Here is a 23,328-nt window from a genome sequence, read left to right as displayed (position 1 = left end):
GGCAGATTACCGGGCACACCCCGCAAATCTATTTAAAGTCTGGATATAACCTGCGACTTTGGTATCATGCAGGGACAACCCCATGGGCGACATCCGGTCGGGGTGCCGTCTCCGGGGGATTCTCACTCCGCCAAAGGTATGCTGTCCGCCGCACCGGACCGGCAGCGAAACGTCCAGGCCCATGCACACCACACCTTTCCTGATCATTAACCCCGATTCCGGCAGCTTCAGCCGCAGACGCATTGCGCGGGTGGTTGACAGCCTCAAGCGAGCCGGTCTGCCCCCCGTCATCCACCCGGTCAGGAACCCCGCCGAGGCGCTCCCCTGTTGCCAGGCCATCCGCCGGGTACGCGAACATCCCTTCATCATCGTGGCCGCCGGAGACGGCACCTTCAACGCCGTCTTGAACGGGCTCGGCCCCGGACCGGCAACCCTGGCGGTGCTCCCCTTGGGCACGTCCAATGTCCTGGCCGCCGAATTGGGGATCGCCTCACTTGAGGACGGCATTGCGCGGATATGCGCGGGCAAGACCGGGCCGCTCTCGGTGGGGCTCCTGGAGTTCGAAGCGGGCCGTCGCTATTTCGCACTCATGGCGGGCAGTGGACTGGACGGCGCCGTGGTGGGCGGCGTCAGGGCGGGGGAAAAACGGGCGCTGAAGCAGGGGGCCTACGCCCTGTCGGCGCTCAGAGCGGCGCTTGGGTGGGATAGGGGCATGCAGGAGATCGTCGCGGACGGGAAACTTTGTCTCTGCCACACGGCGGTGGTATGCAACGCCTCGCGCTATGGGGGGAACTTCAGGCTCTCGCCCGACAGCGACCTGTTCCGCCCCGGTTTTGAGATCGCCTGCGTCACGAACAACCATCGGAGGGGATACCTGGCGATTATCCGCAACCTCTTCCTGGGACAGCCGATGCCGGATGCGGCTCTCACCTGGCTCACCGCCACGGAGATCGAACTGCGTGGAGCAAAGCCGATCCAGCTCGATGGGGATTTCGTCGGGCACGGTCCGGCGCGGATCACGGCGGTGGCCGATTTTGCCCGGCTCATTCTGTAGCCGCCTCCTTCTTCTGTTCTGCGGCCTTGTCGCCTTCACGGCTTGGCCCGGCAGCTGTCTGGCCGCTTCAAGCCGGCCGTTCACGATCGCCATCTCCGTTCCCCCATCCCTTCTCGACCGGCCTACGGCGCGGTTGGCCATTGACGATAGCAGCGCCCTATTGAGCCGGGCATTTCCCTCCGCTTCCATCGGCCGTGCCCCAGGGGGGGCGGATGTGGTCATCCGCCTGCCGGAGGTCCCGGCACCAGGCGCCCCCGCCCATGCTCCCTCCCCAGCCGACAGCTCCTATCGCTGGCGCTCGACGCGGCGTCGCGGTGTCACGACCCTTAAACTGACCGCCTCGACCCCCGAGGGAGTGGCCTGCGGACTCTATGCGCTCCTGCAGGAAAAATTGGCTATACGCTTCATCCACCCCCGGGAGACCCTCTACCCCTCCTACCGTTCCTGGCCGCTCAAGCCCGTTTTTACCTTCGAGGGATCTCCGCGTTTCTCCAACCGCGGTTTTCACCTCCACACCCTGCACCCCATTGAATTGACTGAACCGCTGCTGAATCCTGCGCTGCCCGGCGGGTTCGACGCGGTCAGGGAGTACATCGACTGGCTGGCCCGCAACGGTCAGAACACCATGCAATTTTTTCTGTTGCGGGGGATCGACCGCACGGTCTGGATTGGCCATGCCGCCCGTATCGTCGAATATGCCCACCGGCGTGGGGTGCGCTGCGGGGTGGAAATCTCCCTTGCCATGCTCCAGCAGCAGGCCTTTCAATCCCTGGTCCTGTTGCGCCCGTATCCATCCTATACCAGCCAGGTGGATGCCACCCTGGCTTGGCTGTTCCGGGTTCCGTGGGATTTTGTCACGCTCGAACCGACCATGGGTGAGTACCTCCCGGTTCTGAGCCGTCTACTTCCCGGCGTGCAGCGCCATATGGAGCGCGAAGTGGTGCGGCGCTACGGCAGCCGGCTCATGTTCGCCACCCACGTCATCGCCTCCGACAGCGGCGCGAAAGTGCGCCGTCCCCTAGAGCCGACCAGCGGCATCCTGATCCATACGGTTATGTGCTATTCCGTTTCCGAGCCCCACGCCCCGGTCTACGGCAACGTCAACCAGTGCTTCATGCTCGATGCCGCCCGGGACGAGGCCCGCCGCCGGGAAACCTGGTACTGGCCGGAGTCGTCTTACTGGGTCGGGTTCGACAGTCCGGTGCCACTGCTCCTGCTCCCTTACCTGGACAGTCGTTGGAGCGACATGGACCAGATGGCCCGCCTGGGGGTGGCCGGTCACCTCACCTTCACCTCCGGCTGGGAGTGGGGCTACTGGCTGATGGACTGGAGTATCGCCCGCTGGTCGTGGCGTTTCAGCGATGATGGCTGCCCGCAGGGCAATGGCCCGCTTACCCCGCTCGACGACCTGTTGCCGGACCAACGGTTGCATGGTCTGTGGAGCGAAGCGCTGCGCCTGCAGAACCGCTACCTGAAGGAGCGCGGCCTGATGCGCTACCTTGCGGCGCTGGCCCCCTTCTCTGAGCTACCCCATCCCTTTGACCGCCCTTTTCAGCCCGATCCGGGCTTCCGGTACTCGTGGCTGCTCAACGCTGCGCCGCGTGGGGAGGCGGCGGCCGTCCTCACCGGTCCGGTGGCCGATATGGAGGCCTATGACGTTGCCATGAGTGCCCTTGCGGAGCGCATCGACGCCAGGCTCGCCCATTTCGAAGCGGCGCAGGGAGACCGTTTTCGTGCACCGCTTCACGTAGCCAGGGAGTTGAATATCGGCCTGAGGGTAACGGCCCTGCGCGCCCGCCATCGCGCCCTTACCCTGCGGGCCCTTGTGGCAAAGCGGCCGGAGGAGGGGGAAGCCCCCAACCGTTCGGAAGCGCTCCTTGCCCGGGCCGCCATGGTGCGGGGCGAGGCCCTGACGCTGGTAGCCCGGCAGGAACAGGGGTATCGCTACCCATTGGAGCGGATCGCCCGCCGCACCACCAACCTGACGGCCTATTCCTTCGGCTACCTCTATCCGGTCAGCCGACTGTTCTACTGGGAACGCGAGGAGGAACAGGTCCGTCACAGGCGCTTCGATGCCTTCTTCATGAACCTGTGGGATTTTCGACGCACTCTCGGGTTGGGGAGCGTTTTCCGTTGAGCGGGCACCTCGATGAGGGCGCCGTTCCCGTTGTGTATGACGTATTTTTGTCCTTTTGGCCCTTGACAGACGTCCCGCAAGGACGTATCCTTTTTTATTCAGGAATGATTCCTGATTAGGAGCGCGCCATCAAACGGGAACAGATCAAAAAAAACATCATCCTGGGGCTCAAGGAAAAGGGGTTGAAGCTGACCTCCCAGCGCCTTGAGGTCATAAGCGTGCTTACCCGCGACAAGAGTCATCCGTCCGCCCTGTCCATCTTTAAAACGGCGCGGGAGAAATATCCCAACATAAGCCTGTCCACCGTGTACTATACCCTGGCTCTGCTCAAGAAACACCGGCTGATCAAGGAGTTGGAGTTCGAGACCATGGACAACCGTTACGATATGGATACGGCCAACCACCTCAACCTGATCTGCACCAATTGCGGAAGGATCGAGGACTTTACCGACGCCGTTCCCGTGCCGCCCGAGGTGGTGGAACAGCACACCGGCTTTGCCCCCCACGATATGCGTTTTGAGTACTACGGGCTGTGCAAGCAGTGCCGTAAGCCCTAACGAGTTTTTTTATCGAACAGGCAGGAATCGTTCCTGTTTGCCACCAAGCTCTTTGTACCGTCCCATCACGTTGAAATTGCCTGCGGCATTTCCTCGAAGGGACCCACACCAACCACAGAAAGGAACCGAACAGATGTCATTAAAAGGAACCCGCACCGAGAAAAACATCCTCACCGCATTCGCCGGCGAGAGCCAGGCCCGCAACCGTTACACCTATTTTGCCGCACAGGCGAAGAAGGACGGCTACGTGCAGATTGCCGAGATCTTCGAAGAAACGGCCAACCAGGAGAAGGAGCATGCCAAGCGGCTGTTCAAATTTCTGGAGGGGGGCGATGTGGAGATCACTGCCGCGTTTCCGGCCGGTGTGGTCGGGACTACCGCGGAAAACCTGCTGGCCTCGGCCCAAGGAGAGCACCACGAACAGACGGAGATGTACCCGGAATTCGCCGCCATCGCCAAGGAAGAGGGCTTCCCGGTGCTGGCCGCCGTGTTCACGGCCATCGCCGTTGCAGAAAGACAGCATGAAAAACGTTTTAGGGCCCTCCAGGCCAATATCGAGAACGACCGGGTCTTCCGGCGGGACGAGCCGGTGGTCTGGAGATGCCGTAACTGCGGTTACCTTCACGAAGGACCTGCCGCCCTGGAACTGTGCCCCGCCTGTGCCCACCCCAAGGCCCATTTCGAGCTGCTGGCCGAGAACTACTGACCGACCAGAAGAACCCCTCGCTGAGGCGCAAGGGACGCGAAGAAGTTGCCGGACGTGTTGTTATCAAGCCGGTGGGCAGCTATTTTTGACGTGGACTGTGCGCCTCCGTGAGGGGGCTGTCACGGTAGTCGGATTGGACGTCTTATCCCAAACTCAAGGAGGAATGCCCATGAAACGAATTTGTCTGTCGCTTGCTTTCGTGCTGTCATTGGCCGCCGTCGCCGGCCAATCCGCTGCCGCAGATGATCTTCAGGCCCGCGCCAAAGCCCTCTTCAAGCCGATCCCGGCCAAGCCGCCGGTTCTGAAGGGCAATCCGGCCACGCCTGCCAAAGTTGAACTGGGGGCCAAGCTTTACTTTGATCCACGCCTGTCCCGGTCCCAGCTCATCAGTTGCAACACCTGCCATAATGCGGGATTGGGCGGAGCCGACCTCCAGGTGACCTCCACCGGCCACGGCTGGCAGAAGGGGCCGCGTAACGCCCCGACCGTCCTCAACTCCGTCTACAATATTGCCCAGTTCTGGGACGGCCGTGCCAAGGACCTGGCCGAGCAGGCCAAGGGGCCGGTGCAAGCCTCGGTGGAGATGAACAACACACCTGAACTGGTGTTGCAGACCCTGAACAGCATCCCCGAGTACGTCAAGCTCTTCAAAAAAGCCTTCCCCGGTGAAAAGGAGCCGCTGACCTTCGACAACATGGCCCGGGCAATCGAGGTCTTCGAGGCGAGCCTGGTCACGCCGGATGCACCCTTTGACCGCTACCTCAAGGGGAACCGCAAGGCCCTGGGCGCCAGGGAAACCGCCGGGCTCAAGCTCTTCATCGACAAGGGATGTGTTGCCTGCCATGGTGGCCTCAATCTGGGCGGTTCCGGTTATTTCCCCTTCGGCGTGGTGGCCAAGCCGGCCGAGAATATCATGCCGCGGAAGGATAAGGGGCGGTTTGCCGTCACCAATACCTCGGCGGATGAGTACGTCTTCCGGGCACCTTCGTTGCGCAACGTGGCTATCACGGCCCCCTATTTTCACTCCGGCGTGGTCTGGAGCCTGAAAGAGGCGGTTGACGTCATGGGTTCGGCCCAATTCGGCATCCAACTCAGCGATGAGGAAAGCAGCGCCATTGTCGCGTTTCTTGGCAGCCTGACCGGCAAGCAGCCCAAGATCGTCTATCCGCTGTTACCGGCCAGTACCGATGTAACACCTCACCCCACGCTGTAGCGCCTTCCCTGTTTCCCCTGTTTCTGCCCGTTACCGGTGCAGAAACAGGGGCATTTAGCTTATCCGAAGATAGTGTCGTTCCTGCGGTAGATGGCCGCCAGGGCGTGGTTGTGGGCTCGCTGTTCCCGGAAGAATTCGTCCGCAACCCACCGCCGGGCAGCCTTCCATCCGCTCTCACTTGCCGCCGCAACTGCCGCCGTCGCAACCGGGGCAATGCCCCTTTTTCTTCCAGAGGGAACTATAGAGCAGCCAGGCAGCGCCAGCCAGTATGGCGATCATCAGCACGATATCGAATGCTCCCATGTCACACCCCCAGTCCCAGGAGTCGTCCCGCCTGGTAGACGATCATCGCCATGCCCCAGGCCAACGCGCTCTGATAGGCAAAGGCTACCCCGAACCATTTCCACGAGCCGAACTCCTGGCGCATGGCGATGGCGACCACCACGCACGGCATGTAGAGCAGGACGAACACCATGAAGGCATAGGCGGAAAGGGGGGTGAAGGTCTGCTGAATCGTGGCTTTCAGCGGACCCCGGTCCTCCTTCTCGTCCGCCGCCAGGCTGGAGACGCCGAAGGTGGAGACCACATTGGAGGCGGATTCCTTGACCGCCTTGCCAAAAGAGACGGCAATCTCTTGCAGGTCTTCTCCGAAACTCGCCTCGGGTTTTTTCTGTTCCTCCTTCTTGGGGGCATAGATCTCGCCCATGGTGCCGACCACGATCTCCTTGGCGATGACGCCGGTGATCAGGGATGAGGCCGCCTGCCAGGTGCCGAATCCCAGGGGGCTCAGGACCGGGGCCATCACCTGCCCGGCCTGTCCCAGGTAGGAATCCTTCTTGTGCTCCACCCCCCAGGGGAGGTTCAGGAGGAACCAGACAAAGATGGAGACCGCCAGGATGTAGGTACCGGCCTTGATGAGGAAATGTTTCCCCTTCTCCCAGGTGTGCAGGCAGAGGCTGGTGAAGGAGGGCATCCGGTAGGGGGGCAACTCCATGATGAACATGGGGGCCTCTCCCCGGAAGAGGGTGCGCTTGAAGAACACGCCCATGACGATGGCCAGGGCGATGCCCAGTACGTACAGGGACCAGATCACCGTGCCCGGATTGTTGGGGAAGAAGGCCCCCACAAAGAGTACGTAGACCGGCAGCCTTGCCCCGCAGGACATGAGCGGGATCAGGAGAGCGGTCAACACCTTGTCCCGTGGGTTTTCCAGGGTCCGGGTGGCGTAGATGCCGGGCACGTTGCAGCCGAAGCCGAGCAGAAGCGGTATGAACGATTTGCCGTGGAGCCCCATGGCGTGCATGGCCCGGTCCATGACAAAGGCGGCCCGCGCCATGTAACCGCTCCCCTCCAGGAAGGTGATGAAGAACATCATCATGAAGATGACCGGGACGAACACCAGCACGAAGCCTACCCCGGAGATGACCCCTTCGGTGGCCAGGGAAACCGTCCAGTCCGGGGCGCCCACCAGCCCCAAAAGGACCGTCGTCCAGTGTTTGAAAGGGCCGCCTGCCATGTCGTTGATCCAATCGCCGAAAGGTTTGGAGAGGTCGAAGGTCAGCTTGAACACCAGCCACATGGCGGCCAGGAAGATCGGGATGCCGAGAAAGCGGTTGAGCACCACCCGGTCGATCCGCTCGGTCATCTCGACCCGGCGCTCCTCCTTCTTGAAAAGCACCTCCCGGGCCAATCCGGCGGCCTGGGAATAGCGGGCGTCGGCCATGAGCGCCTCCAGGTCTTCGCCATGCCCCCGGCGCAGGTGGTGGAAGATCTCCTCCGGCAGGGCGTCCTGGGCTAGGTCGGTCTCCTGGCCCAGCCGCTCGTCCCCCTCCATGAGTCTGAGCAGCAGCCAGCGTTCCGGGTACAACGCGAACAGGGCGGGATGCTCCCGGCGCAGCGTATCACCCAGCAGTGCCACGGCGGTCTCGACGTCGTCGCCGTAGTTGAGGATGCGCGGGGTGTGGTCGGCCGGTTGCGCGGCCGTCTCCAGCACCTTGTCCAACAGTTCCGTCAGGCCGCTCCTCCGGGTGGCCGAGGTGGGGACCACGCTGACGCCCAGCATCATCTCGATGTCGTGGAGGTTGAAGCGGTACCCCTTGGCTTCGGCCTCGTCGTAGATGTTCAGGGCCATGACCACCGGGATGCCCAACTCCATGAGCTGCACCGTCAGGTACAGGTTGCGTTCCAGGTTGGTGGCGTCCACCACGTTGACGATCAGGTCGGGCCGCTGTTTCACCAGGTAGTCCCGGGCGATGATCTCCTCCTGGGTGTAGGGGGAGAGGGAGTAGGTGCCGGGCAGGTCAACCAGCCGGATCTTCCGGCCGTTATGCTCGAACAGGGCCTCCTTCTTTTCCACGGTTACGCCGGGCCAATTGCCCACCTGGAGCCGCGTGCCGGCAATGGCGTTGATCAGGGTGGACTTGCCCACGTTGGGGTTGCCCGCCACGGCCACTACCAGGGGGCGTGCCCCCGCGGCCGAAACGGTGTGGCCGGTGTGCGATGCCTGCTCCGTCATGATGCCACCTCCACTTCGATCCCTTCCGCCTCCTTTTTGCGCAACGAGAGATGATACCCCTTGATGGTCACCTCGATCGGGTCCCCCAGAGGGGCCACTTTTTCCACCCTGACCGGCTCGCCGGCCAGTACCCCCATGTCCATCAGCCGCCGCTTTATGGGGCCGACGGCCGTCCCGATGTGAACAATCTTCCCCTGCTGCCCCGGTTTCATCATCGCCAGATGCATCCCCTACCTCCGTATCTTTATTTTCATAGCCACGCCGCGATCAATGGCAATCCGTGATTCGTCCACCTTCAACAACACCAGGTTACTGCTGTTGTTCAGCATCTCCACTTGCTTGCCGACCCTGAGCCCCATGTCTTCCACCCGCACGTCTCCCGGCTTGCGTTCCTCTTTGCAGCGGCATTCGCCGCACTCCGGCGTGCATTGCCCAACCTCGACGATCTCGCCCCGTTCCCCGGGGCCCATCAGTCCCAATGGCATCATCTGCATAACTCCCTTTCTTCGCCCGTTCCCGCCAGGGGAGCGGACGACTACCTGCTTTCTAAAACTTGAGCACCACCCCGTAGAGCAGGGCCAGATCATCCTCCGGTTGGGTGAGCCCGACCTTGACGCCGGCGTTCACATCCAGGAACGGGGAAACCTCGTACCGGGCACCGACCAGACCATAGCTGCACAGTTCGCTGGTTGACCTCTCCCGGGTCGTGGCTACACCGAAGTCGGTCATCAGCGTCAGCCCCTTCATGACCTGCACCTCGGCGGCCAGGGAGCCGGACCAGAGGTCGGAGCGGTTCTCGTCTCTCTGGATGTCGGTGCGGAAACTGTGGTGTTCATAGCCCAGGTTGGCGTGGAGCAGATACTTTCCCTCGGCGAACTCTTTAGTGGCGATGAGTGCGCCGCCAAAGCCCCAACGGCCGTCCGAGAGTCCGGCGCGGTATTTTCCGGTCGGCAGCAGGATGGTCGGCTTGACGGCGAGGCTCAAACCATCGCGCTCGAAGAAGCGGTACTTCAACTCCAGGGCTATGTCACCGAAACCGTCGCTGGTCCCGGCCAGTTGGCCATCTTCCCTGACCCGCTCGCTGAAGAGATAGGGCACTGTCAGGGACACGCCCAGATCCTTGGTGATGCCGGTGTTGATCTTCATTTCGCCGTCGAAGACCTCGCTGCGTGTGGCGACGCCGTTTTCCGACTCCTTGTCGTAGGCGTAGCCGCCGTTAAACTCCACTTCGGCCCTGCCCGGCAGGACGGTTCCGGTGTCGTCCGTGACAAGCGGCGGCCCGGCAAAGGACGGGGCCGCTCCCAGGGTTACCATGCCCGCCAGCAGTGCCGCCGTGATCCCCCGCCGCATGGTTCTCCCCGCGGTGCGTTCCTTTTTCCCTGTGGTGATGGTCTCAGACATCGTTACTTCCCCCTGTGTGATTGATGATATGCATACATTTCAAACACTCGCGGAGCGTGCAGACCCCGCAGGCGTGGTGCATGAAAACCGGGATATCATTGGCGCGCGCCGCCGTCATAGCCTCGTTTTTCGCCCGATGGGAGACCTTGTTGGTGAAGATCACCACGGCATCGGCATGTCTCAGTTTCGCGGCGATGCCGTTTTGGGCGGTGGTGAACACGCTCAACTCCACGCCGGCCCTCTCGGCCTCCCGCAGATACTGTGGCTCCAGGCGGTCCATCCCGCCGATCAGCACGACACTCATGGTTATCTCCTTCTTGGAATAAGGTATTGATATTCATTATCATTAGTGTGGCAAAAAAAAAGGACAGCGATGCCCTTCATGGTGCACATGGTACGCTTAACGGTTCTGATTCACGTCGGTGAAATGGGGGCTGCGGAAGTCGTTGGCTGCCATGGCGGAGAACAACCTGCCGCCGGTGGCCGTTCGCTGTCGAGGCATTCCCATGGCCGGCACGCCCGCTGAACAACAACGGCCGACATACGTTCGTACAGTCGTGTATGCCGGCCTGTCGATGTGATGGGTCATGTCTGCCGCTTCCTCTGGTGTGGGTAGTTGGCGCTGCTGGCGATCTTGTTCATGATATTGAAAACTGAAATCAATATACCGATCGACATTCTGGCTGTCAAGGACAAAAAACAGGGCACTGAAAAAAGGTCCCTGCCGTACCACGCCCTGAACAGCAACATACTTATTGCAGAGCCTTCACATGTTTGTAATCATTGCCTGCTAGGATCGCAACCATGAGAACCTACAAAGCGGACCTGCACGTCCATTCGAGTCACTCCAACAAGCCTACCTACTGGGCCATGCGCAAGTTCAACTGCCCCGAAAGCTATACCTCGCCCGAGTATCTCTACCAGACCGCCCGGAGCCGGGGGATGGATTTCGTCACCATCAGCGATCACAACAGCATCAACGGCGCCCTGGAGATCGCCCATCTGCCCGGTGCGTTCGTCAGTTCGGAGATCACCGCCTACTTCCCGGAGACCGGCTGCAAGGTCCATGTGGTGGTGCTGCACATCACCGAGGCCCAGTTCCGCCAGATCATGGAACTGCGCAGGAACATCTACGAGATGGTGGCCTACCTCCAGAGGGAGGGGGTCGCCCATTTCCTGGCCCATCCGCTCTACGCGCAGAACGACAAGCTGACCACCGCCATCATCGAGAAATCCCTGGTGCTCTTCTCCACCTTCGAGGTCAGAAACGGCTGCCGGGCACGGCGGTTCAACGCCTTTACCGAACAGATTGTCACCAGCCTCGACCGGGAAACCCTGGAGCGGCTCGCCAACCGGCACGATATCCGCCCCTACGGCGCCACGCCATGGATCAAAGGGATGGTGGGAGGCTCGGACGACCACGGCGGCCTGTTCATCAGCCGGGCTCACACGGCCGCGGAGGGCGCCGACAGCGTGGACAGCTTCATCGAGGCTGTAAAAGCGGGGCAGAGTCGCCCTGAGGGGGATAATGGCGGCCCCCTGACCATGGCCCACAGCATGTACGGCATCGCCCACAGTTTCTACCGGGAGCGCTTCGGCGACCGCCGTCGCAGTTCGACCCCCTTCATCAGCGCCCTGCTGAACCGCTTCTTCAATGTGGGGTCGGCCCGGGAATCGTTCGTGGAAAAGCTCCGGCTGTTCATCCTGAAGAACATCCCCGAGTCCCGGAGCCACCGGAGCCGCAGCTTCGAGGAAATTCTGGACCGGGAGGCCCGGGTGCTGCTCAACGACAGCGTTTTCCTGGCATCCCTCAAGGGAGCCGACCAGAACCGCACCATCTTCGCCGTGACCAGCTATCTGGCCAACCGGATGATCTACATCTATACCAACCGTCTGATGTCGCTGCCGCTCTCCGCCGGGTTCTTCGATTACGTCACCACCGTGAGCACCATCGGCCTGGTACACCTGCTGGTGACCCCCTACTACCTGGCCTTCCATCACCAGCACAAGGGCAAGGATATCATGCGCGGCCTCAAGGAGACCTTTCCCGATGCCGGCGACGGTGACGGAGAGAAGATCGCCCTGTTCACCGATACCCTGGACGAGATCAACGGGGTGGCCATCACCATCCACCGCCTGATCCAGACCGCCAGAAACCGTGGGGTGGAGTTGACGGTGATCACCGCCGGGAATGCCGACGCTCCGCTCCCGGAGGGGGTCAAGCGCTTCGAATCGGTGGGTGATTTCGTGCTGCCCGAATACCCCGAATTGAAATTTTCCTTCCCGCCGATCCTGGATGTCATGGATTATATCGAGCAGGGCGGCTTCACCCGCATCCATATCAGCACCCCGGGAACCGTAGGACTGCTGGGGCTTTTGATCGCCCGCATGATGGATATCCCGGTGGCAGGCACCTATCACACCGACATCCCCCAGTACGTGCGCAGCCTGACCAACGACGAATTCCTGGAGCAGGCCGCCTGGAGCTATATGATCTGGTTCTACAACCAGATGGAGGAGGTCATGGTGCCGTCCAACGGAACCCGGCAGCAGCTCCTCTCCCGCGGCCTGGCGGAGGAGAAGATGAAGCCGCTGCCGCGCTGGGTGGACACGGAGCAGTTCACGCCGGTCAGACGCAGGCCGGATTTCTGGACCAGCCGCGGCATCCCTGAGGGGATCAGGCTCTTGTACGTCGGAAGGGTATCGCGGGAAAAAGCGCTGGAGTTGCTGGCTGAAACGTTCCGCGAACTGATCGACTCCGGCTTCGACGCCTCCCTGGTGATCGTCGGCGACGGGCCGTACCGCCAGGAGATGGAGGCTCGCCTGAATGGGTACCCGGCTTTCTTTACCGGTTACCTGGCGGGGGAGGAGTTGCAGGACGGGTACGCCTCGGCCGATCTGTTCGTCTTCCCCAGCGCCACCGATACCTTCGGCAATGTGGTACTGGAGGCCCAGTCCTCCGGGCTGCCGGTGATCGTCTCCGATGCCGGGGGCCCGAAGGAGTTGATGGCGGATGGCGAAACCGGCATGGTCTTCAGTGCCGGCAGCGGGGCGGAGCTGGCCGCTGCCATCCGGTATTTCCTCACCAACCGGGCGGTACTGGCCGAGATGAGCCGCAATGCCCGCAGCTTCACCCTGCTCAGGGCCCCCGCCAGCGATGACGCCTACAGTACCATCCTCCAGTGCGGCCGGGCGGCCTGACCAGCCTGGCGGACCAGTGTTGCACCAGTAGTTCCCCCCATGTTATGCCGGGATCGAAGTCATGGTCCCGGCGTTTTTTTCACGATCGCAACAGATCCTCCACCAACTGTTTCCCATTCGCCTCCCGCGTGTAACGTCGCCGTGCTTTACTGACGGGAGTAAACACGAAGACCAGGAGGCGACATGAAGTCCGTTTCGTTAAAGAGCGGCCCTGCGAAAGAGGCCCACCCCGTACTTGTTTCGGCAGCAACCATGGCCCACGGCTTCATGCGCTCCATGGCCATCAAGCCCTACGCACCGCGGGATCGCCGCCGCGAGTTCAGCCAGATGAAGAATATCCACAGCATGCACAGCGTCCGTTGCCAACTGTTCCGGGAAAAGGGGGGCGGCTCCATGCCGACCATCGTGGTCGCGGGTTTCGTGCCGGACTCCACGGAAACGATAGAGTTCCAACGTCCGCTGTTGCGCAGATACGGCAGTATCTACTATTTCAACTATCCCCGTAACGGCTTCTCGGCAGAGATGTTTTCCGCCCAACTGTCCGACCTGATCGACGATATCCACGCCGGGGGCAACAAGCCGCTGATCATGAGCGTCAGCTTCGGTTCCGGCCTGCTGGTGGATTTTCTCCGGCAGGCCGACGAGCAGATCCACGAAAAGATTCGCGGCCTGCTCCTGATCAGCCCGGTGATCTGCACCGACGACCTGATCCGCCCCAAGGGGGAAAAGCGGGACGGCATCCGTTTCCTGGAGAGCAGCCTGCAGAAGATCATCACCGCCGACCCGGCCAAGCAGGACGAGTTGGAAAAACAGGTGGAACGCTCCCGGCGTTGTTTCCAGGCACTGTTCGCCGCCGGGGCCGAAAACCGGGTGTTGAGCAGCAAACACCTGGCCATTCGCCGCAAGATAATGGACGTACTGGCCCGCACCTCGGCCCTGGGAGGGTACGAGCGGGTCAAGGCGCTGCGGGAACTTGAATTCCCCGATCTCGACGGCTCTGTCTTCGCCGGGCCGGTGCTGGCGCTCATGGCGGAGAACGAGGGGGATATTCTGGTCCCCCTGTCGCCGACCCTCGCTCTTTTTTCCGATTCGAGACGCTACACCAAGCTGTTTCCCAACTGTCGGGTGAAGAAGGTCATATCAAAGAATGAAGGGGACAGCGTGCCCCACGCCTCCATGATCTTTCACCACGACGCCTACAATCCCCTGTTGGAAAGCTGGTACAGCAGGCTTTCGGCGCCCCTGCTCCAGATGGCGGTCTGACCCATGGCCCTTCTCAAACAGGCATTACGAACGCGGCCCGTTCAGGGGCTGATCAAGCGGTCGGCGGCCCTCCGGGCCCAGCGTTTTCAACAGCGCGACCCGCTCGCGGCCCAGCAAGCGATTTTCCAATACCTCGTCTGCACGGCAGCCGGGACCCGCTTCGGCCGCGACCACGACTTCCCGGTCCTGGCGCGCCTCCCCTATGATCAAGCCTATGCGCGGTTCCAGCAGTTGGTGCCGATCCGTACCTACCAGGATTTCTGGAACGACTATTTCCAGGCCGGTTGCCGCACCGGCCTTGACGGCAGAAAGCGGATTTGCCTGGATGACGTCACCTGGCCCGGCAGGGTGCGCATGTTTTGCGAAACCTCCGGCACCACCGCTCCGACCAAGTACATCCCCTTTTCCGACCAGATGTTCCAGGAAAACCGCAGGGCTGCCACGGACATGATCGCCTGCTATCTGGCCACCCAAAGGGCATCGCGTATCGGCTCCGGCAAGATCCTGTACATGTCCGGCTCCACTGAGCTGAACGACATGGGTGCCGGTATCTGCTCCGGCGACATGAGCGCTCTCACGCTCCGCTTCCGGCCCCGCTGGCTCGACCCCTTCGTGGAGCCCCAGGCCCATGTGTCGGCCCTCCCCTGGGAGGAGAAGCTCCAGGCCATGGCCGAACTGCTGTTGGGCGACCCGGACATCCGGGTCATCTCCGGCGTGCCCCCCTGGATCATCCTGCTCCTGAAGCGTTGCGCCGAACTGGGTGGCAGGCCGCTCGGCGAACTGCTGCCGCACTTGGAGCTGATCATCCACGGCGGCACCAGCATCAAGCCCTATCGCAGCGAGTTCGAGGCACTGTTCCACGACCGGCTCCCCAACCTGCTGGAGTTGCTCCCCTCCTCCGAGGCCTTCATGGCCTTCCAGCACCAGGGGGACGCGCAGATGCGCCTGACCCCCTTCTACGGGGCGTTCTTCGAGTTCGTGCGTTTCGAGGATTTGGACGAGCGGGGGAGGCCGGCGAGAAATGCCGAGGCGATCCCCCTGGAACAGGTGCAGGTGGGACAGCGTTATGCCGTGATACTCAGTACCTGTTCCGGACTGTGGCGCTACCACATCGGTGACACCATCCGTTTTACCTCCCTTGCCCCGCACTTCATCGAGTTCACCGGCCGAGACCGTTTTCTGGACAAGCTGGAGGAAAAGGTGACCCAAGGGGAGGTGGAACGGGCCATTGCGGAACTGAATACCTTTGGGAGATGGAGCGTGCGGGAGTTCATGGTGGGGGCCGACGTGCAGGCCCGACGGCATGTCTGGGTCCTGGCCACGACGGATGAGGGAAACTGGGAACAGGCCGCCCATTTGCTGGATGCCGCCCTGTGTGGCATGAACGCGGATTATGCCACCTTCCGCAGCCAGGGACGCATCAATCCACCCCAGGTGCTGACGGCGGGGGAGGGGACGATCTACGAGTGGTCCAAAACGGTGCGGGGCAAATTGGGTGGACAGACCAAGATACCGCACATCGATCCGACCCCTGATTCGTCCATGATCGCCAGCCTGCGGGAGTATGTCGGGCGAGGTTGAAACGGCCATTCAAGTCTGAAACCGCGAGGGCTGGCCGACCGGCAGCCCTTTTTGCGTTGGTGCATCGCGTTTCGGTGGATTCTTTGCGACTTCCTGGAGATGCGGGAGTGTGTGGGCGTCGTACGGCCTCGATCCGAGGTCTACCGTTGGCAGCGGGGACAGAAGACGGTACTCCGGTTCCCCAGCCGGATCTCTTCCAGGGCCCCGTTACAACGGGCGCACCTCCCCTTGCCGCGGCCATACACGGCAAACTCCAGGGGGTGGTAGGCGACCGAATCCTCCGCCACCCGGTAGGTGCTTCCCTGGTCGATGGACTCCTGCAGCACCTCTTGAATGGTGAGGGCCAGCCGCTCGCACTCCGGAAGGGAGAGGGAGGAGGCGGCCCGGTCGGGGCGGAGGGCGGCGCGGAACAGCGCCTCGTTGGCGTAGATGTTGCCGACCCCGGCAACCGTTGCCGCGTTCATGATGAACTGCTTCACCGCAACCCTGCGGGAACGGCTCGCCTGGAAGAGGTAGTCGCCGTCGAAGGCGGGGGTAAGCGGTTCCGGGCCGATCCCGGCCAGGAGCGGATGCCCCGTCGGGACGGCCGTGGTCCAGGCCACGGTGCCGAATTTGCGCGGGTCGTGGAAGCGGAGCAGCGAGCCGTCGCCAAAGAGGATATTGAGATGGTCGTGCTTTCCCGGAGGGGCCGGTTCGGGGAGGAACCGGAGAAAGCCGGTCATGCCCAGGTGGATGATGAGCCAGCCGGCCTCGCAGTCGAACAGCAGGTACTTGCCCCGCCGTGCCACGGAGCGGATGGTCCGCCCCGGCAGGACCGTTGCCAGTTCTTCGGGAATGGGGAGGCGAAGCTTCGGCACCCGCACCTCCACCCGCTCGATCCTCTTGCCCGTCAGATCCGGTTCCAGCCTGCGTCGGGTTAGTTCCACCTCGGGGAGTTCCGGCACCACCACCTCCATTAAGAGGTTGTTGAAAAACAGCCATCTCGCCGCCGTCCTCAAAAGCCCTTTCGTGCGGCGTAGCGCTGCTACGCCTCCTCAGGGCGTTCTGCGGGTGCGACGATCTGGCTATTTTTGAACAACCTCGGTTTTTCTACAGATTTGTTAAACCTAAAAACATTTGAACCGCTAAGCCAAAGTGATCAGGAACAGCAGTTTCCGCTCGGCGCGCGCAGCTTGCGTTCCTGGAGCCACTCATTGATCATCCCTGAGGCGCAGCCGACCCCGGCATCCACCGTGATGGCCTTGACCGGGCAGTTGAGGGCGCAGGCGCCGCACTCCATGCAGGCGTCCCGGTCCGCGAGGGAGGCCTTCTTCTCCGCCAGGGAGAATACCTGGTGAGGGCAGACCTCCAGGCACCTGCCGCAGCCGATGCAGGCTGCCTGGTCAAGTTCCAGGGTGACCACGTTTTGCAAATATCGGAAGCCTTTCATCACTCGCTCCTTTGGTGCTTACAGAAATCTTCCCACCAACAGCAAGACCACGCTCACCAGCAGCGCGCCACCCATGGCAGGCAAGGCGATACGCATCTCCTTCTTCACCCCCGAACGGGAGGTATAGGTGCTGCACCCGGTAAAGTTGAGAGTGTGGAAAACGCTCACCGCGGGCAACGCCAGAAAGAGCGCAACAGTCGCCGGTATGCCCCAGGCAGGGCCGTCGGCAAGAAGATAGAATGCCCCGCTCCAGATCAGCCCGGCGACGACACCCTTGACGGAAAAGCTTTTGCCGGGGAGCCAGGGGAGGAGCAGTGGCCCGATGGCGGTCCCGGTCACGACCGCGCCCACATAGGCGATAAGGGTCGTGATGCCCGCCGTGAGGCCGCCCAGTGCGGCTACGAGCAGAAACACGACACCTGCGATGATGGCGGCGGATTTGAGGGCCATGACCAACTCAACCGGCACCAGCACCAGCCGCTCGTAGAGGGTGAAGGTCAACTGCTGCATGGCCGGGGTGGTGACCATGCCGTTGTCCAGATACTCGGGCAGGTCGGCGGCCCGGATGGCGGCATAGCTGACCGAAAAGCCGCAGCGCCGGGCTACTTGGTGGGCCGCCACGCCGGGCGCCCCCAGGATCGGCAGGATCAGGCGGCGGTGGTTGACGACCCGGGCCAGGCCGGTGGCCGTGACCCGGCGCACCACTTCGCCGGTGCCGAAAGTGCCTTTGCCGGCCGCGCACCAGACGTTGATGCCGTAGGTCTCCAACACCAAGAGCCAGAGGTTGCGCCCCGAGAGTGTATGACGGATGATGTCGTAACTCATCTTGTAGTTGGCGGTCACCAGCACCGGGTCTTCCGGCGTCGGTCGGCCGATGGCGTAGAGGCCGGGCGGCACCATGTAGCTCATGCGGCCGATGCCCCAACGGACCTTGCAGGCGCCCAGGTGGTCTTTGAACCCAAGCCCCGACGTGATCCTAGGTACCCGCCCGACCGGGGTCTCCAGCCATTCAATGAAACCGGGCACCTTGTCCGTAATCGCTCCGCCCCCGGCGGAGGTTGGGGGCCCTCAACAAGGGGGCTTTTCCAAGCCGTCACCGGAGACGTCGCCGCAAGCGGTGGCAGCCGGGGTGCGCTCCACCTCCGTGGCCCTGCGGATGCTCTTGATCTTCATGGGGCCGCCTGTTCCGTCGTTTAGTTGCAACATGCAATTTTGCCCTCCTGCTGTGAAGCGTCATCGCCGGCCTTGGCCACGGCCTCGTTCAAGAGTTCCAGCGACCTGACCACCGTATCCCGCTCGAAGCCGCTCATGTGGGAGAAGACCCGTTCAAGTGTTGCCGCCATGTAACGGTCGATCTTTTTCAGGACCTCGCTCCCGCCGTCGGTCAACCCCAAGAGGTTTACCCGCCGGTCGTCGGGCGAAACCTGCCGCGTGATGAGGTTTTTCCCTTCCAGGCCCTTGGCCTGGCGGCTGAAGGTGGTGACGTCCATGCCCAACTCCTCGGCCACCTGCTGCATGGAAGGCTGGCCCATCCTCCTGATCTCGAACAGGATGTGACTCTGCACCATGGACACCTGCTCGCCGCAGCATTCGTCGCAGCAGGACGCATTCAGCAGGCCGAAACGGCGCACGAATACCTGTAGTTCTTCCCTGATTGATCCCATTCAATGTTCTCCTGAAAAATAACGCTACATAATTTATTTGCATTTTGCAACTAAATTATGTACATCATGGTGACAGGCTCGGTTATGGACCAATCTCGATCTCGATTTCAGGAGCGCATACCATGGGCGAACACGTATCCCGGAAACTTTCATTTCTCGACCGCTGGCTGACCCTGTGGATCTTCGCCGCCATGGCGCTGGGGGTGGGGCTCGGCTGGTTCGTGCCGGGAGTGGAGGGCTTCATCAACAGCTTTCAGGTCGGCACCACCAATATCCCCATTGCCGCGGGGCTGATCCTGATGATGTATCCCCCTTTTGCCAAGGTGAAGTACGAGGAGATGCCCCAGGTCTTCCGAAACGGGAAGGTGCTGGGGCTGTCGCTGGTGCAGAACTGGTTTATCGGGCCGGTGCTGATGTTCGTGCTGGCGGCGGTCTTTCTGCCGGACAAGCCGGAGTACATGGTGGGATTGATCATGATCGGCCTGGCGCGCTGCATCGCCATGGTGATCGTCTGGAACGAGCTGGCCAAGGGCAACACCGAGTACGCCGCCGGCCTGGTGGCCTTCAACAGCATCTTTCAGGTGCTGTTTTACAGCGTCTATGCCTGGTTTTTCATCACCGTACTGCCGCCGCTGATCGGCCTCAAAGGGGTGGTGGTGGATGTGAGTATCGCCCAGATTGCAAAGAGCGTCTTCATCTACCTGGGTATTCCCTGCATCGCCGGGGCCCTGACCCGTCTGGTCGGCCTGAAACTGGTGGGCAAGGAACGCTACCACGCGAACTTCGTCCCCAGGATCGGCCCCATCACCCTGGTGGCGCTGCTCTTCACCATCGTAGTCATGTTCAGCCTCAAGGGGCAGCTGATCGTGCAACTGCCCCTGGACGTGCTGCGCATCGCCATTCCGCTCCTGATCTACTTTGTGGTCATGTTTCTGGTATCGTTCTGGATGGGCAAGCGGCTGGGGGCCGACTACGGCAAGACCACCACCCTGGCTTTCACCGCTGCCAGCAACAACTTCGAGCTGGCCATCGCCGTGGCGGTGGCGGTGTTCGGGATCAATTCCGGAGCCGCTTTTGCCGCCGTGATCGGGCCGCTGGTGGAGGTGCCGGTGATGATCGGCCTGGTCAACGTTGCCTTCTGGTTTCAAAAGCGCATGTTCACCACCGATGTCCCGTCACGGGATCTGTAACGCCATCGTGTCCGGCCGGTAACGTGCCCTTCGTCCGCTTTTTGTAAGCTCTCACAACACCAGTGAAAGAGGGGATATAGTTCATGGAAAAAAAGATCAAGGTGCTTTTTGTGTGTGTCCACAACAGCGCCCGCAGCCAGATGGCCGAAGCGTTTCTCAACCACTTGGCCGGTGATCGTTTTGAGGCGCAAAGTGCAGGATTGGAGCCGGGCACACTCAATCCACTGGCGGTGGAGGCTATGGTTGAGGTGGGTATAGATATCTCTGCCAATCAGACAAAAGGCGTTTTTGATTTTTTCAAGGGCGGGATGCTCTTCGATTATGTCGTTACCGTGTGCGATGATGCCGGTGCCGGGAGATGCCCTGTCTTTCCCGGCATCACCAGGAGGCTCCACTGGGGTTTCGAAGATCCGGCGGCGCTGGAGGGAACGCATGAACAGAAGCTGGCGGAGGTCCGCAGGATTCGGGATGCGGTAAAGGCCGCCGTGGAACTCCTTGTGGAGCACACGGCGCCATAACCATGATCTCTACCTGCCCGCCAGTTTGCTCTCCCACCTCCAGGCGTCGGCGATAATCGTCCGCAGATCATCATGCCGGGGCTGCCAACCGGTCAGCCGTCTGATTTTATCGGCCTTGGCCACCAGCGAGGCCGGGTCGCCGGGACGGCGCTCCGCCTCTACCACCTTGAAATCCACCCCGCTGACCTCCTTTACTATCGCAAGCACCTCCCGCACGCTGCCCCCCCGGCCGTAGCCGACGTTCATGGCGGTGGGCTCGCCACCCTTTTCCAGGTACTGCAAGGCGCAGAGGTGGGCGGCCGCCAGGTCTTCGATATGGATGTAGTCGCGGATGCCGCTGCCGTCCGGGGTCGGGTAGTCGGTGCCGTAGATGGAAACGCTCTCCCGCAACCCCAGGGCGGCCTGACAGGCCACCTTGATCAGGTGGGTCGCCTCGGGGGTGCGCTGTCCCATGCGGGCCTGGGGGTCGGCGCCGGCCACGTTGAAGTAGCGCAGGGCCACGTACTGCATGCCGTGGGCGGCAGAGGTGTCCCGCAGCATCCATTCGCTCATCAGCTTCGAGGTGCCGTAGGGGTTGATGGGGGCCAGGGTGCTCTCCTCGGAGGCCGCCCCGCCGTCGGGGATGCCGTAGACCGCGGCGGTGCTGGAAAAGATGAAGCGCTGCACCTTGAACTTCGTGCACGTCTCCAAGAGTCCCAAGGTGTTGCGAGTGTTGTTGCCGTAGTACTTGAGCGGCTGGGAGACCGACTCCGGGGCCACGATGGAGGCGGCAAAGTGCAGGACCGTGGTGAATCTGTGGCGCTCAAAGGCCGCCTCCAGAGTCTGGCGGTCGGCCAGGTCACCCACGATCAGTTCTTCGCCGTGGAGCAGGGCGTCGCGGGATCCGGTGGAGAGGTTGTCGTAGACAACGACCTTGCGTCCCGCTTCGCTGAGTTGACGGACGACGTGGCTGCCGATATAGCCGCAGCCTCCGCTTACGAGAATGGTTTCAGGCATGGGAACTCCTTTGAAAAGCGTGAATGGTGAAACGTGAATAGTAAACCGTGAATGGTGAATTTTCTTCTTTCACGATTCACCATTCACGTCTCACAGGTATTTTTCGATGTTCTTTAGCGCCTGTTGCTGGTGTTCGATGCTGTGGGCCTCGATGGTCCAGACGGCGTCGGGTGCGTAATGCTTCAGCAGGCCGAAGAACAGGTCGAAGTCGATCTCCCCATCGCCCAGGGGCAGGTGCTCATCGGTCTGGCCGTGGTTGTCGTGGATATGGCTTTCGCCGATGTACGGGCCGAGTTCGGCAAACCACTCCTCCATCCGCACGGTGGTGAACATGTTCCAGTGCCCCACGTCGAAACAGTGCCGGAAGCAAGGGGCATCGATGCTTTCCAGGAGCGCCCGCAGGGTGGAGGGTTCTCTTTCGAAGATATTTTCTACGGCCAGGACCGTGTCCAGTTCCTTGGCGCAGGGGACGAATTCCCGCCAGAAGTCGATGCTGTTGTTCAGCCACACCAGCCGGTTCTCGCCGTAGTGCAATTCGTCGAAACCGGGGTGCACCACGATCACCCGCGGCCGCAGCAGTTCCGCCGCCTTGAATACCTGCCTGATGCGCCGCCGGGTCGCTTCCCGGATGCTGGCGTCCAGGGCGCCCGGGTTCAGGTCCATGAAGGGGGAATGGATGGTAACGGCAAGCCCCGCCGAATGAAGGGTTTGGGCCTGGACGCCCAGCTCTTCCCAAACCATGCGGTCCAGGGCCTCGGCCGGCAGATAGATCTCGGGGTTGATGCGCCGCTCCACCAGATAGGCCAGGTGTTCGGAAAGCTGGGGGTAGGGGACGTGGGCGTGAATCTTATTTTTCATGGTCGCTGTGCTCTCTCCGGTGTTGTTTTATAACCTCATCCGTGGCAGGTCGCGCCACCAGGTCGTCCAGCTTGGTGATGGCACCCGGCTCACCCAGGATGATCAGGGTGTCGCCCCCCTCGATCTTGGCCTGGGAATGGGGGTTGAAAACCATCTTGCCGTGGGTCTTTTTGATGCCGACGATGATGACGCCGATCTCCTTGCGGAATCCCGAGCTGACCAGGGTTTCCCCCACAAAGGCGGAGTGATGGGGGATGGTGATCTCCTCCATCTGCAGATCCATATGCTCGCTGCCGGTGGCGATTTCGATGAAATCGACCACGTTGGGGCGCAGCACCGACTGGGCCATCCTGCTGCCGCCGATGAGGTAGGGGGAAACCACCTTGTTGGCCCCGGCCCGTTTGAGTTTGATGTCCGAACCCTCCTCGCCGGAGCGGGCCAGGATGTACAGGTCGGGATTGAGGCCGCGGGCGGTCAGGGTGATGTAGACATTCTCCGTATCGGAGGTGACCACCGAGATGAGCCCCCTGGCCCGTTTTATCCCGGCCTTGAGCAGGCTCTCGTCCTGGGTGGCGTCGCCTCTCATGTGCAGGTAGCTTTCCTCCTTGATCTTCTCAAGGGTGTCGCCGTCCTTTTCCACCACCACGAACTTAAGGCCATTGGCCTTGAACTCCTTGCAGATCAGTGAGCCGATCCGGCCGAAGCCGCAGATGATGTAATGGTCATTGAGCGCTTCGATCATCTTCTCCACTTTTTTCCTCCCGATAACCCGCTGAATCTGACCCTCGAACATGATCTGGGCCAAGCTGCCGACGATGTAGCCCAGGACGCTCACCCCCACCACGATCAGGCACATGGTGAAGATCTTGCCGCCGTCGGACAGATCGTGTATCTCCCGAAACCCCACGGTGCTCAGGGTGATGACCGTCATGTAGAGGGCATCGAGCGGTTGCCACTTTTCGATGGTCATAAAGCCGGTGGTGCCCGCCGATACCAAGAGCAGGAGCACCAACACGGATATTTTCAGGTGCCTGACAGGGTCCAT

The 23,328-nt window shown here is 61.7% G+C and carries 24 protein-coding genes; 10 read left to right on the top strand and 14 right to left on the bottom strand.

Annotated elements, in window-relative coordinates; genetic code table 11:
* The first annotated feature begins 181 nt into the window (after nt 1-181).
* From ET418_RS07970 to ET418_RS07950, 5 genes are all read left to right on the top strand, one after another.
* Nucleotides 182-1,054: a diacylglycerol/lipid kinase family protein gene (locus ET418_RS07970; protein ID WP_149307071.1), complete on the top strand. Its 873-nt coding sequence runs from the start codon at nt 182-184 to the stop codon at nt 1,052-1,054.
* Nucleotides 1,035-3,191 (top strand): hypothetical protein, encoded by a 2,157-nt coding sequence (locus ET418_RS07965; RefSeq protein ID WP_246152985.1) that lies wholly within the window; start codon nt 1,035-1,037, stop codon nt 3,189-3,191. The genes ET418_RS07970 and ET418_RS07965 overlap by 20 nt, the downstream gene beginning before the upstream one ends.
* Nucleotides 3,192-3,373: 182 nt before the next feature.
* Entirely contained in the window at nt 3,374-3,748 is a 375-nt protein-coding gene (locus tag ET418_RS07960; protein WP_188055419.1) for a Fur family transcriptional regulator, read from the top strand.
* 133 nt (nt 3,749-3,881) lie between these two features.
* Entirely contained in the window at nt 3,882-4,454 is a 573-nt protein-coding gene (gene rbr, locus ET418_RS07955) for a rubrerythrin (protein WP_149307069.1), read from the top strand.
* A 169-nt stretch (nt 4,455-4,623) separates the two neighbouring features.
* Nucleotides 4,624-5,667, top strand: a complete 1,044-nt coding sequence (locus tag ET418_RS07950) for a cytochrome-c peroxidase (RefSeq protein WP_149307068.1) — start codon at nt 4,624-4,626, stop codon at nt 5,665-5,667.
* Nucleotides 5,668-5,841: 174 nt separating this feature from the next.
* Here ET418_RS07950 and ET418_RS07945 read toward each other — a convergent pair whose 3' ends face one another.
* The 7 genes from ET418_RS07945 to ET418_RS07915 all read right to left on the bottom strand — a co-directional run bounded on the left by ET418_RS07945 (nt 5,842) and on the right by ET418_RS07915 (nt 10,172).
* Entirely contained in the window at nt 5,842-5,970 is a 129-nt protein-coding gene (locus tag ET418_RS07945; protein ID WP_149307067.1) for a FeoB-associated Cys-rich membrane protein, read from the bottom strand.
* A 1-nt stretch (nt 5,971) separates the two neighbouring features.
* The gene (gene feoB, locus ET418_RS07940; protein ID WP_149307066.1) at nt 5,972-8,182 is read right to left on the bottom strand and encodes a ferrous iron transport protein B; all 2,211 of its coding nucleotides are present in this window, start codon (nt 8,180-8,182) and stop codon (nt 5,972-5,974) included.
* Entirely contained in the window at nt 8,179-8,409 is a 231-nt protein-coding gene (locus ET418_RS07935; protein WP_149307065.1) for a FeoA family protein, read from the bottom strand. Before ET418_RS07935 ends, feoB begins: the two co-directional genes overlap by 4 nt.
* A 3-nt stretch (nt 8,410-8,412) precedes the next feature.
* Nucleotides 8,413-8,670 (bottom strand): FeoA family protein, encoded by a 258-nt coding sequence (locus ET418_RS07930; protein ID WP_149307064.1) that lies wholly within the window; start codon nt 8,668-8,670, stop codon nt 8,413-8,415.
* A 58-nt stretch (nt 8,671-8,728) separates the two neighbouring features.
* On the bottom strand, nt 8,729-9,583 hold the full coding sequence (locus ET418_RS07925) for a transporter (RefSeq protein ID WP_246152984.1): 855 nt from the start codon (nt 9,581-9,583) through the stop codon (nt 8,729-8,731).
* Nucleotides 9,576-9,887, bottom strand: coding sequence for a DUF2325 domain-containing protein (locus ET418_RS07920; RefSeq protein WP_149307063.1), 312 nt, complete (start codon nt 9,885-9,887; stop codon nt 9,576-9,578). The genes ET418_RS07925 and ET418_RS07920 overlap by 8 nt, the downstream gene beginning before the upstream one ends.
* Before the next feature lie 96 nt (nt 9,888-9,983).
* A complete protein-coding gene (locus ET418_RS07915; RefSeq protein ID WP_149307062.1) occupies nt 9,984-10,172 on the bottom strand; it encodes a hypothetical protein in 189 nt (62 codons plus the stop codon).
* Nucleotides 10,173-10,387: 215 nt separating this feature from the next.
* Here ET418_RS07915 and ET418_RS07910 point away from each other — a divergent pair, with 215 nt between their 5' ends.
* From ET418_RS07910 to ET418_RS07900, 3 genes are all read left to right on the top strand, one after another.
* On the top strand, nt 10,388-12,784 hold the full coding sequence (locus tag ET418_RS07910; protein WP_149307061.1) for a glycosyltransferase: 2,397 nt from the start codon (nt 10,388-10,390) through the stop codon (nt 12,782-12,784).
* A gap of 183 nt (nt 12,785-12,967) precedes the next feature.
* Complete coding sequence (locus ET418_RS07905) at nt 12,968-14,047, top strand: alpha/beta hydrolase (protein WP_149307060.1); 1,080 nt, start codon at nt 12,968-12,970, stop codon at nt 14,045-14,047.
* Between the two features lie 3 nt (nt 14,048-14,050).
* Nucleotides 14,051-15,628 carry a GH3 family acyl-acid amido synthetase gene (locus ET418_RS07900; RefSeq protein ID WP_149307059.1) on the top strand — a complete coding sequence of 526 codons (1,578 nt, stop codon included), beginning with the start codon at nt 14,051-14,053 and terminating at the stop codon, nt 15,626-15,628.
* A 140-nt stretch (nt 15,629-15,768) separates the two neighbouring features.
* Here ET418_RS07900 and mutM read toward each other — a convergent pair whose 3' ends face one another.
* The 4 genes from mutM to ET418_RS07880 all read right to left on the bottom strand — a co-directional run bounded on the left by mutM (nt 15,769) and on the right by ET418_RS07880 (nt 18,721).
* Nucleotides 15,769-16,572, bottom strand: a complete 804-nt coding sequence (gene mutM / locus ET418_RS07895) for a bifunctional DNA-formamidopyrimidine glycosylase/DNA-(apurinic or apyrimidinic site) lyase (RefSeq protein ID WP_149307058.1) — start codon at nt 16,570-16,572, stop codon at nt 15,769-15,771.
* Between the two features lie 194 nt (nt 16,573-16,766).
* Nucleotides 16,767-17,057: a mercury methylation ferredoxin HgcB gene (gene hgcB / locus ET418_RS07890; RefSeq protein ID WP_149307057.1), complete on the bottom strand. Its 291-nt coding sequence runs from the start codon at nt 17,055-17,057 to the stop codon at nt 16,767-16,769.
* 18 nt (nt 17,058-17,075) lie between these two features.
* The gene (gene hgcA / locus ET418_RS07885; protein WP_274596129.1) at nt 17,076-18,230 is read right to left on the bottom strand and encodes a mercury methylation corrinoid protein HgcA; all 1,155 of its coding nucleotides are present in this window, start codon (nt 18,228-18,230) and stop codon (nt 17,076-17,078) included.
* 20 nt (nt 18,231-18,250) lie between these two features.
* Complete coding sequence (locus tag ET418_RS07880; protein ID WP_149307056.1) at nt 18,251-18,721, bottom strand: MarR family winged helix-turn-helix transcriptional regulator; 471 nt, start codon at nt 18,719-18,721, stop codon at nt 18,251-18,253.
* Between the two features lie 122 nt (nt 18,722-18,843).
* On the opposite strand from ET418_RS07880, the gene arsB reads away from it, so the two are divergent.
* Together arsB and ET418_RS07870 are read left to right on the top strand one after the other, a co-directional pair.
* A complete protein-coding gene (gene arsB, locus ET418_RS07875) occupies nt 18,844-19,911 on the top strand; it encodes an ACR3 family arsenite efflux transporter (RefSeq protein WP_149307055.1) in 1,068 nt (355 codons plus the stop codon).
* A gap of 83 nt (nt 19,912-19,994) precedes the next feature.
* Nucleotides 19,995-20,429, top strand: coding sequence for an arsenate reductase ArsC (locus ET418_RS07870; RefSeq protein WP_149307054.1), 435 nt, complete (start codon nt 19,995-19,997; stop codon nt 20,427-20,429).
* Between the two features lie 9 nt (nt 20,430-20,438).
* On the opposite strand, the gene galE is transcribed toward ET418_RS07870, so the two are convergent.
* The 3 genes from galE to ET418_RS07855 all read right to left on the bottom strand — a co-directional run bounded on the left by galE (nt 20,439) and on the right by ET418_RS07855 (nt 23,328).
* Nucleotides 20,439-21,425 carry a UDP-glucose 4-epimerase GalE gene (gene galE, locus ET418_RS07865; RefSeq protein ID WP_149307053.1) on the bottom strand — a complete coding sequence of 329 codons (987 nt, stop codon included), beginning with the start codon at nt 21,423-21,425 and terminating at the stop codon, nt 20,439-20,441.
* Between the two features lie 90 nt (nt 21,426-21,515).
* Nucleotides 21,516-22,283 carry a sugar phosphate isomerase/epimerase family protein gene (locus ET418_RS07860; RefSeq protein WP_149307052.1) on the bottom strand — a complete coding sequence of 256 codons (768 nt, stop codon included), beginning with the start codon at nt 22,281-22,283 and terminating at the stop codon, nt 21,516-21,518.
* On the bottom strand, nt 22,273-23,328 hold the full coding sequence (locus ET418_RS07855) for a potassium channel family protein (RefSeq protein ID WP_149307051.1): 1,056 nt from the start codon (nt 23,326-23,328) through the stop codon (nt 22,273-22,275). Before ET418_RS07855 ends, ET418_RS07860 begins: the two co-directional genes overlap by 11 nt.

It is taken from the genome of Oryzomonas rubra, assembly GCF_008369015.1.
Lineage (GTDB): Bacteria > Desulfobacterota > Desulfuromonadia > Geobacterales > Pseudopelobacteraceae > Oryzomonas > Oryzomonas japonica.
This window is presented reverse-complemented; position numbering and strand designations above follow the sequence as displayed.

Bases quoted from the DNA above. Each gene is read 5' to 3' on its own strand.
- ET418_RS07920 (WP_149307063.1), bottom strand. From the start codon at position 9,887: ATGAGTGTCGTGCTGATCGGCGGGATGGACCGCCTGGAGCCACAGTAT.
- ET418_RS07935 (WP_149307065.1), bottom strand. From the start codon at position 8,409: ATGCATCTGGCGATGATGAAACCGGGGCAGCAGGGGAAGATTGTTCAC.
- ET418_RS07945 (WP_149307067.1), bottom strand. From the start codon at position 5,970: ATGGGAGCATTCGATATCGTGCTGATGATCGCCATACTGGCTGGCGCT.
- ET418_RS07860 (WP_149307052.1), bottom strand. From the start codon at position 22,283: ATGAAAAATAAGATTCACGCCCACGTCCCCTACCCCCAGCTTTCCGAA.
- hgcB (WP_149307057.1), bottom strand. From the start codon at position 17,057: ATGAAAGGCTTCCGATATTTGCAAAACGTGGTCACCCTGGAACTTGAC.
- ET418_RS07970 (WP_149307071.1), top strand. From the start codon at position 182: ATGCACACCACACCTTTCCTGATCATTAACCCCGATTCCGGCAGCTTC.
- ET418_RS07905 (WP_149307060.1), top strand. From the start codon at position 12,968: ATGAAGTCCGTTTCGTTAAAGAGCGGCCCTGCGAAAGAGGCCCACCCC.
- feoB (WP_149307066.1), bottom strand. From the start codon at position 8,182: ATGACGGAGCAGGCATCGCACACCGGCCACACCGTTTCGGCCGCGGGG.
- rbr (WP_149307069.1), top strand. From the start codon at position 3,882: ATGTCATTAAAAGGAACCCGCACCGAGAAAAACATCCTCACCGCATTC.
- ET418_RS07910 (WP_149307061.1), top strand. From the start codon at position 10,388: ATGAGAACCTACAAAGCGGACCTGCACGTCCATTCGAGTCACTCCAAC.
- ET418_RS07925 (WP_246152984.1), bottom strand. From the start codon at position 9,583: ATGTCTGAGACCATCACCACAGGGAAAAAGGAACGCACCGCGGGGAGA.
- ET418_RS07950 (WP_149307068.1), top strand. From the start codon at position 4,624: ATGAAACGAATTTGTCTGTCGCTTGCTTTCGTGCTGTCATTGGCCGCC.
- galE (WP_149307053.1), bottom strand. From the start codon at position 21,425: ATGCCTGAAACCATTCTCGTAAGCGGAGGCTGCGGCTATATCGGCAGC.
- ET418_RS07880 (WP_149307056.1), bottom strand. From the start codon at position 18,721: ATGGGATCAATCAGGGAAGAACTACAGGTATTCGTGCGCCGTTTCGGC.
- ET418_RS07900 (WP_149307059.1), top strand. From the start codon at position 14,051: ATGGCCCTTCTCAAACAGGCATTACGAACGCGGCCCGTTCAGGGGCTG.
- ET418_RS07855 (WP_149307051.1), bottom strand. From the start codon at position 23,328: ATGGACCCTGTCAGGCACCTGAAAATATCCGTGTTGGTGCTCCTGCTC.
- arsB (WP_149307055.1), top strand. From the start codon at position 18,844: ATGGGCGAACACGTATCCCGGAAACTTTCATTTCTCGACCGCTGGCTG.
- ET418_RS07870 (WP_149307054.1), top strand. From the start codon at position 19,995: ATGGAAAAAAAGATCAAGGTGCTTTTTGTGTGTGTCCACAACAGCGCC.
- ET418_RS07930 (WP_149307064.1), bottom strand. From the start codon at position 8,670: ATGATGCCATTGGGACTGATGGGCCCCGGGGAACGGGGCGAGATCGTC.
- ET418_RS07915 (WP_149307062.1), bottom strand. From the start codon at position 10,172: ATGACCCATCACATCGACAGGCCGGCATACACGACTGTACGAACGTAT.